Source organism: Cellulomonas telluris, from assembly GCF_004886325.1.
In the GTDB taxonomy this organism is placed as follows: Bacteria; Actinomycetota; Actinomycetes; order Actinomycetales; family Cellulomonadaceae; genus Cellulomonas; species Cellulomonas telluris.
The window spans coordinates 1-564 of record NZ_QXFN01000070.1 but is presented as its reverse complement, the minus strand read 5'-3'; the positions used below and the strand labels follow the sequence as shown (position 1 = coordinate 564).

Genomic DNA, 564 nt, shown 5'->3' with positions numbered 1-564 from the left:
CCGGCCGCGGTAGAGCAGGCCGTCGGCGGTCGGCTCGCCGACGAGCAGCGACGCCAGCCGGTCCGTCGTACCGACCTGGGGGCGCCAGCCGCCAACGACGTAGGAGCCGCGGTCACGATGTGGCAACTTCACCCAGTCTTTGCTCCGGACACCGAACTGGTAACGCGAGCCTCGGCGCTTGCTCATCACGCCTTCCAGTCCCTGCTGCTTCGTCGCTTCGAACAGCATGCCGCCGTCGTCGTAAGCCACCGGCACCTGCCAGGACGAGTCTCCGAGCGGCAGTCCCTCCAGCAGTGCGAGCCGCTCCTCCAATGGACGGGCCGTCAGGTCCTCGCCGTCGAGGCGGAGCAGGTCGAAGACCATCAAAGTCGCCGGGATCTCCCGTGCGAGCCTTGCCACTTCTTTGGCGTCGCGAAGATGCATTCTGCGGCCGAGCATCCTGAAGTCAGGGATTCCGCGATCGTTGAGCGCGATGAGTTCCCCGTCGACCATGAGGTCACGCTCCCCCAGCGGCGGGTCGCTGAGCTCGGGCCACGCAGGCGTCACGTCGTTGTCGTTGCGGCT

General features: G+C 67.2%; 1 protein-coding gene. It reads right to left on the bottom strand.

Features of this window, described 5'->3' with window-relative positions; all coding sequences use genetic code 11:
- The coding region (locus tag FB586_RS18780) for an ATP-dependent DNA ligase (protein ID WP_442319901.1) at window positions 1–564 on the bottom strand (564 nt) is incomplete at both ends.